Annotated in this window: 8 protein-coding genes; 1 reads left to right on the top strand and 7 read right to left on the bottom strand. The window is 37.8% G+C overall.

Translation table 11 applies throughout. The annotated features are described in order from the left end of the window. The 5 genes from HCK02_RS13005 to HCK02_RS12985 form a co-directional block, all read right to left on the bottom strand. A partial coding sequence (locus HCK02_RS13005; protein ID WP_167630531.1) for a rolling circle replication-associated protein occupies positions 1-956 on the bottom strand: 956 nt, incomplete at its 3' end. Positions 957-1,800: 844 nt separating this feature from the next. Then, entirely contained in the window at positions 1,801-1,971 is a 171-nt protein-coding gene (locus HCK02_RS13000) for a hypothetical protein (protein ID WP_167630530.1), read from the bottom strand. Between the two features lie 31 nt (positions 1,972-2,002). After that, positions 2,003-2,182, bottom strand: a complete 180-nt coding sequence (locus HCK02_RS12995; RefSeq protein ID WP_167630529.1) for a hypothetical protein — start codon at positions 2,180-2,182, stop codon at positions 2,003-2,005. Between the two features lie 237 nt (positions 2,183-2,419). After that, on the bottom strand, positions 2,420-2,830 hold the full coding sequence (locus HCK02_RS12990; protein ID WP_167630528.1) for a hypothetical protein: 411 nt from the start codon (positions 2,828-2,830) through the stop codon (positions 2,420-2,422). A gap of 19 nt (positions 2,831-2,849) precedes the next feature. Next, on the bottom strand, positions 2,850-4,085 hold the full coding sequence (locus HCK02_RS12985) for a lipase family protein (RefSeq protein ID WP_167630527.1): 1,236 nt from the start codon (positions 4,083-4,085) through the stop codon (positions 2,850-2,852). Between the two features lie 147 nt (positions 4,086-4,232). On the opposite strand from HCK02_RS12985, the gene HCK02_RS12980 reads away from it, so the two are divergent. Beyond that, positions 4,233-4,664, top strand: coding sequence for a DUF1433 domain-containing protein (locus HCK02_RS12980; RefSeq protein ID WP_167630526.1), 432 nt, complete (start codon positions 4,233-4,235; stop codon positions 4,662-4,664). Between the two features lie 139 nt (positions 4,665-4,803). Here HCK02_RS12980 and HCK02_RS12975 read toward each other — a convergent pair whose 3' ends face one another. Both HCK02_RS12975 and HCK02_RS12970 read right to left on the bottom strand, forming a co-directional pair. After that, a complete protein-coding gene (locus HCK02_RS12975) occupies positions 4,804-5,253 on the bottom strand; it encodes a helix-turn-helix transcriptional regulator (protein ID WP_167630525.1) in 450 nt (149 codons plus the stop codon). Positions 5,254-5,730: 477 nt separating this feature from the next. Beyond that, positions 5,731-5,979: hypothetical protein (locus HCK02_RS12970; RefSeq protein ID WP_167630524.1), on the bottom strand; the 249-nt coding region annotated here is incomplete at its 5' end.

The raw sequence follows: 5,979 nt of genomic DNA, 5'->3' as shown, positions 1-5,979 counted from the left end.
TCTTTCCAAACACCCAAATTATACTGTTCGATGATGAGAATGTTCTCAAAATCGTTGTCTAAGTCCTTAATCAGTAACGATTTTCTAAGCGTTAAATTTTGCGCCTTAATTTTATACCTTTTAATCGCCTTTTTACGGGTCATATCTTTACGTGAAGGCATCTTAATGCCCCGTGACGTGTTATATAGTTGCATACCTGACGGATACAAATGCAAACGTCCGCCTTTAATTACCCGTTTCGACTTATTGGACTTCGTATATTCAATATTACGTGCTCCAGGAACGTTCAGGAGCTCGCTCACGTGTTTTTCTTCTTCTTCGGGTGTCAATCCCTCAAAATCATCTTCATTCACTTCTAGGTTTGTCAGATAGCTTGTAAAGTATGCTCCGATATTATCCGTCTTCTCTGGACGCTGAATTTTGACATAACCATGTTTCCAAATATTAGCAAATTCTTCATTTGCGATGAATACGCTTTTTAATGCTGGATACTTCAAAAGCATGTGAAAATGCCAGTCGCCTTTTTCGTGTGGTTCTATTGCGCGTACAAATTCTAAATGACCATAGCCGCCCCATCGTTTTTTAGAATAGTAACGTAACCGCATGATGAACTTTTTAAACTTGTTCAACGCTTCGTCGTGGTCATAAACATCTTTTTTAAACGTCAATGTAATCCATAGTTCATTGTTTGCTCCCGAAAAATTCGCATTGATTAGATAAGATAACCGTTTGAACGATTGACGCATTGAGTTCATGTTATCCCGTCTCGTTTTAGAAAGTTTATATGTACCGATTTCGCCTGTACTTTTTACAAGATACTCCGACCGATTTAATTTCAGAATCGGGCACGTTTTATTCCAATGTTGCATATATTGCAGTTCAATGATTCGGCGCATATCTGTCACGCGCACATAATCATGATTATTCATGAATGCATCAACCTTTGTTACTTCCAAATAAAACACCCCCAAGTGCAAAATCGCTTATTACAGCCGTTCCTCGGCATTTTCTGCTAAAGTTTAACTAAAATCAAGTTAATAAGAAACTCGTCGCTCCGCTCCTCCTTTCCTCGGCTCCGCCGCCTGGCATCACTGCCGTTTGCCGTCGCCTGTCGGCGCGTCCTACCATTCGGCTACGCCTTCCGACCTTTTTTTATTACTTGTAGGAACGCAAAAAAACAAGACAATCGATAGCCCCCGTAAGAATTGACGTCCATTCTTTACAAGGTATCTGCTATCAATCATCTTGTTTTTTTAATCAAATTTGATTGACTTATTGGCTCTTTGTTTATAAGATAAGGGTATCACATATTACGTGATATATTTATGGCTTAAAAAGCTAGAAACCAATAATTGCGAAGCCTCATAAGAAAGCTACTTCCTTTCTTATCGGGTATAAAAAGTCTGTTGAGTTGGTCGCTCACAGGCTTTTTTCGCGTCCGTTATGTAATTTATATCTATTCTATCCTGTTTCACTTGTGAAAACAAGATATAGTGTATCTATATCAGAAAAATAATTCTTTTGTCGTACATACGTTCTTATTTTTTCGCTTTATCCACAAAGAAAACTTGACAATTTAACCATGGATTAGTACGATAGTTCCGATAGTATACAAGCTGTATGCTATGCATTCACATCTTCAACCATTTAATCCCTAAATGAATATCATATCTTCTTTTCTTTTGTCACTTGTTGACAACCCTGTATAGCTCGCCTCCTATTATGAGTATACAGGGCTTTTTTTATGCGCATGTGTTTGTTTCGTCAATAGTAACGTTTTAGGGTGCGTGATTCAAGAACCTATTTCTTTATTTTTTGAACGTGTTCTTTCATGACCCATCGCCTTTTTTTATTCGGTAATTCAACACGAATTACACTCGTGAACACCTTTAAAACAGGCACCTTTGCCCCTTTAGGAATGCACGTATAATCATCGGCTAACATCTTCACTGTATCGCCTACCTGTATCATATAGACACCTCATTTCTACTTTGTGGTGTATTTATGGCACTCTTCGATGGATCTTTTTTAAATCATCTAGCAAAATCCAACCTGTCAAGCCACTTTCAAAACGGACTCTTGCTCCTATTTTATCTTTTATTGCCAAAACAACCCCTTTTTCTTCTTTTCCTGCCACAAAATAGTTTTCTTTTACTTTGACAACATTTCCCACTTGAATCAAATGCACAACCCCTTTCGCTTTTTGTAAAAAGCTCCGCAAAAACTTTCATAAAAAACAAAAGTCAAACGCTTTTCACTCGCCGTTTGGCAGGCAAACGGATTGGAAATCCGCTTGCTACGCAATAAGTGTGGTCATTCAGTCGCTCGCGTCAACTCCTTAAATTCCTTCCGCTTTGCTCCAGTCAAACATTTACCGTTGACCCTTCCTGTTTAATCCGTTCTTAGCGCTTATGTGCGCTTACCAGGCACTATATAAATCATCTTGACTATTTCGCATGCTATCCGCTTGCTTCGTCACAAGCCATTCTTGCACCGCATCGCCCGTCACTGAATCAAATGCATCTTTCAACTCTCGTTGTAAACTCGTTAAATCTTCCTGCGCGTCTGGATAATCTTTTTGGAGCTTTTTCATGACATCGCTTAAGTCTGATTCGATAGCTTCTGCGCTTTTATTAACAGCCCTTTTTAAGGCGATTTTCTGGGCTTTTCGGACAAGTTCTCGCTCTGCCGCAATCATATTGGCTCGTTCGCTTGGCGTCAAGTCTTTGCTTTTTAGTCGTTCCTTTAAAACATCAGACTGATATTTATATTCTCCTGACGCATCGCCTAAAGCTCTAGCTCTTTCCCTATCATACACATTCCCGTACATGCTTTTGCCTCCCGTATGTTTATTTCATGTTGGCTGCTATCCAGTCACCTAATTCGTTATCTTTTTCTCGAATTTTCTTCGCCGCCTGTATTAATTCTTTTTGGAATTCTTTCAGCTTTTTGATGTTTTTTTCATTCGATTCATAGAATCGTTGAAATTGCTCGGGGTCATGAAATGTATAGATTCCATTCTGATATTTCTTTGAACGTTCGGTCAATATCTCGTCCACGTCCCATATCGTTAATTCGCTATACTTGCCACCCTCAACGGTTTCATCATTGAGTTTTTCTCTTAGTTTTTTTGATTTCTGGTTCACGTCTTCTTCGAGTTGTTGCATGTGTTGCTGAATCTTTCGCATAATCGACACAATATTGTCTATACGCCCTGCTTGAGCAATCACGGCATCAGGGTTTACTTTTAATTTTGCTGTTCCGTCTGCGTTAAACATGCCCGCGAATGTACCACGCATATGCCCCATAAACACTGCTGTTCCGAATTTAGCATTTGGGTTCGTATCCATAATGAATTGTTTACCAATCGTCACACCATTAGGCACAATTTTTCCGACTGGGTCTAAACGGTGGCGATAGTCCGTTATCAAATCCTTGAAATCCCCATTTCTAATGGATGCTTGTTGTTCCTTTGATAGCAAACGGAATGGATTAGCCGCCGCATAGGTAACTGCTCGCTTCTTTAATTGAACCGCCATAAACTGCGCCAACGCACCGCCTAAACTGTGTCCTGTAAAGCTATAGTCTTTCACTTTATATTGTTTCAATGTTTGATTGACAAAATTCTGATACTCTGTAAATTGATTATCTGAATTTATTTGCCATGATGCCGTATGTAACAATACTTTCAACGGAATCGGTGCATTTACTTTCCATGCATTTTTTGCTAATTTCTGTACATTTTTCCCTTGTGTTTCTTTTAATTTCGCATCTTTACTTGGTTTTAGCCCAATTCCCATCTTACCAAAATCTGTTTGTATCCAGTCTTTTACAAACTGACCTGCATTAGGCTCTGAACCACGTGAAACAAATACCACATTATTATAGTCCGTTTTACCTTTTTTATAGTCCTTTGCTGGAACTACGGCAACAGCTTGCAAACCACTTCCTGACTTGTCAACGTAATTAATTACTCGCCATTGTGATCTGTCTGCTAAAGTAAAACTTTTACCCTTTTTTAGCACATCATTATTATAAACCCTATCAGCTAAATTAAAATACTGCTCTTCTGTAAATTCTGCCATTTTCTTCACCTCTATGTTATATTTATCTTGTATTGCATAGTGACGGGAGTTGACCACATGAAAAATAAAAAAAGGAAACGGATAATAAAAATCATTACAATTATACTGATTATTATACTACTTGTCAGTTTTGGGGGGTACTTATACATGAAACATCAAGAAAAAGAATTAATGCAGGAACAAAAATCACGTATAGAAAAATACCTGAATTATAATTTCAAAAATATCAATAAAGTAACTTTGACGGATACTTACACAAATCCAACTGGAGTAACTCACATTAAAGGGTATGTAAATGATGATAAAAACTTAACAATTGATGCTCCATTAAGTAGTCAAAAAGGCGTTGAAGTTGTAGACACATCAGACAAACTCTTTGACGATTACCTAAAAGAGAAATACAGATTCAACGTTCACAGTGTCACTGATATTGAAGCCGAAGAAAAAGCCAAGAAAAAAGAATCTAGTTCCACTGCTGAACCTAAAAAAGAACGCTCTGTGGCTGAAATTTATGCTGATATGCGAGCCACCGAAGCCGACATTCTTAAAAGTAATCGACGCAATAACAATAATAGTTAATACTCAGGGTCTTCACTTTGAAGGCTCTTTTTTTATGCCCTAGTTTCAAAAAACTGTAAGCCATTAAAAGGCATCAGGCAGGCACTTTCGGGTAATATGGGTAGCCCCCCCCCGTTTTTTGATAGCACCTTAGCAAACCTTAGCTTTTTCTGTTAAATAAACGACTGAAAAAGCTTTTGTTTTCGTTTCCCGATTCGTTTTTTGCTTCCTCCAGGAACAATTGATTTTTTTGCTGTTCTTTTAACAATAATTGTTGTTGTTGGTCGAGTAGTTTTTGCATGGATGCTAATTGTTTATCTTTCTCTTTTAGTTGCGAATTGGCTTCATCTAGCTGTTTCTCAAGAAATTCAACAACCGACAAAGAAAGTGTTTCTTTTGTCGCTTCTTTGCCGTTTCTTTTGTCGGTCTCTTTGTCGGTTTTCGCTTGCACTTTTTCCTTTAATATCTTCTGCCCATTAGGTTTAACAAGTATATAGCCTTTGTCGCTTTTTGTCGTTTCTTTTGTCGGCAAAGACTTCAAATGATACTGTATTGTTTGTTTAGTAACGCCTAGCTCATCAGCAATCTCTTTAATCGTTCTGTTCACCATGTTTACCCCGCTTTCTCCTTTTTTTATTTCTGGAGTATCGTCTCAATATTCTTCAACATTGTATCAGAAAAGTATCGTTTTGTTAGGCTCTATTCGAATTTCTGGAATAAATGGAGTCCTTAAAAAGGCGCACTTATACATTGCTTCGCAACGTGTGCAAACAGCGTCGATTTTTTCGACCTTGCCGCCTGTACTTTCACGCGTTCACGACAAGTTTTAACAAGTTCAAAAAAATATATAGATCATCTCTTTAATTGCAAATTCATAGTAAGAAACATATACTGAGAATAGCTATTCCTTGAATAGCTAACAATCTCGTCTTCAAACTAGAATCAGTAAAAAGCAAGGGCATTTATGCGCTTGTTTTTTACTGTTTTCACCCCCGCAACTTCGATTTTTTCGATGTTGCCCAAACCTACGAAAACCACCATTTCTTTTTAGGCATGCCAAATAAACCTCGACTATTTTCAGGTTTTTTCAGGCTACTTGTGCTTGTTTTTCTTCTTCGATTGCCTGTAATCGTTTATATTTATTTTCAATTTTATCAAGCTCATTCATGAAATAAGCAATCCGCCACGTTTCCGCGCCTTCTTCATAACAACGAGCTAGTTCTTCCGCATATACTTCACGCAATGCCAGAATAGAATCCTCTTTCCAAACACCCAAATTATACTGTTCGATGATGAGAATGTTCTCAAAATCGTTGTCTAAGTCCTTAATCAGTAA

It is taken from the genome of Listeria valentina (genome assembly GCF_011800755.1).
GTDB lineage: Bacteria > Bacillota > Bacilli > Lactobacillales > Listeriaceae > Listeria > Listeria valentina.
This window is presented reverse-complemented; position numbering and strand designations above follow the sequence as displayed.

Coding starts and splice junctions, on each gene's coding strand:
- HCK02_RS13000 (WP_167630530.1), bottom strand. CDS start 1,971: ATGATACAGGTAGGCGATACAGTGAAGATGTTAGCCGATGATTATACG.
- HCK02_RS12980 (WP_167630526.1), top strand. CDS start 4,233: ATGAAACATCAAGAAAAAGAATTAATGCAGGAACAAAAATCACGTATA.
- HCK02_RS12975 (WP_167630525.1), bottom strand. CDS start 5,253: ATGGTGAACAGAACGATTAAAGAGATTGCTGATGAGCTAGGCGTTACT.
- HCK02_RS12985 (WP_167630527.1), bottom strand. CDS start 4,085: ATGGCAGAATTTACAGAAGAGCAGTATTTTAATTTAGCTGATAGGGTT.
- HCK02_RS12990 (WP_167630528.1), bottom strand. CDS start 2,830: ATGTACGGGAATGTGTATGATAGGGAAAGAGCTAGAGCTTTAGGCGAT.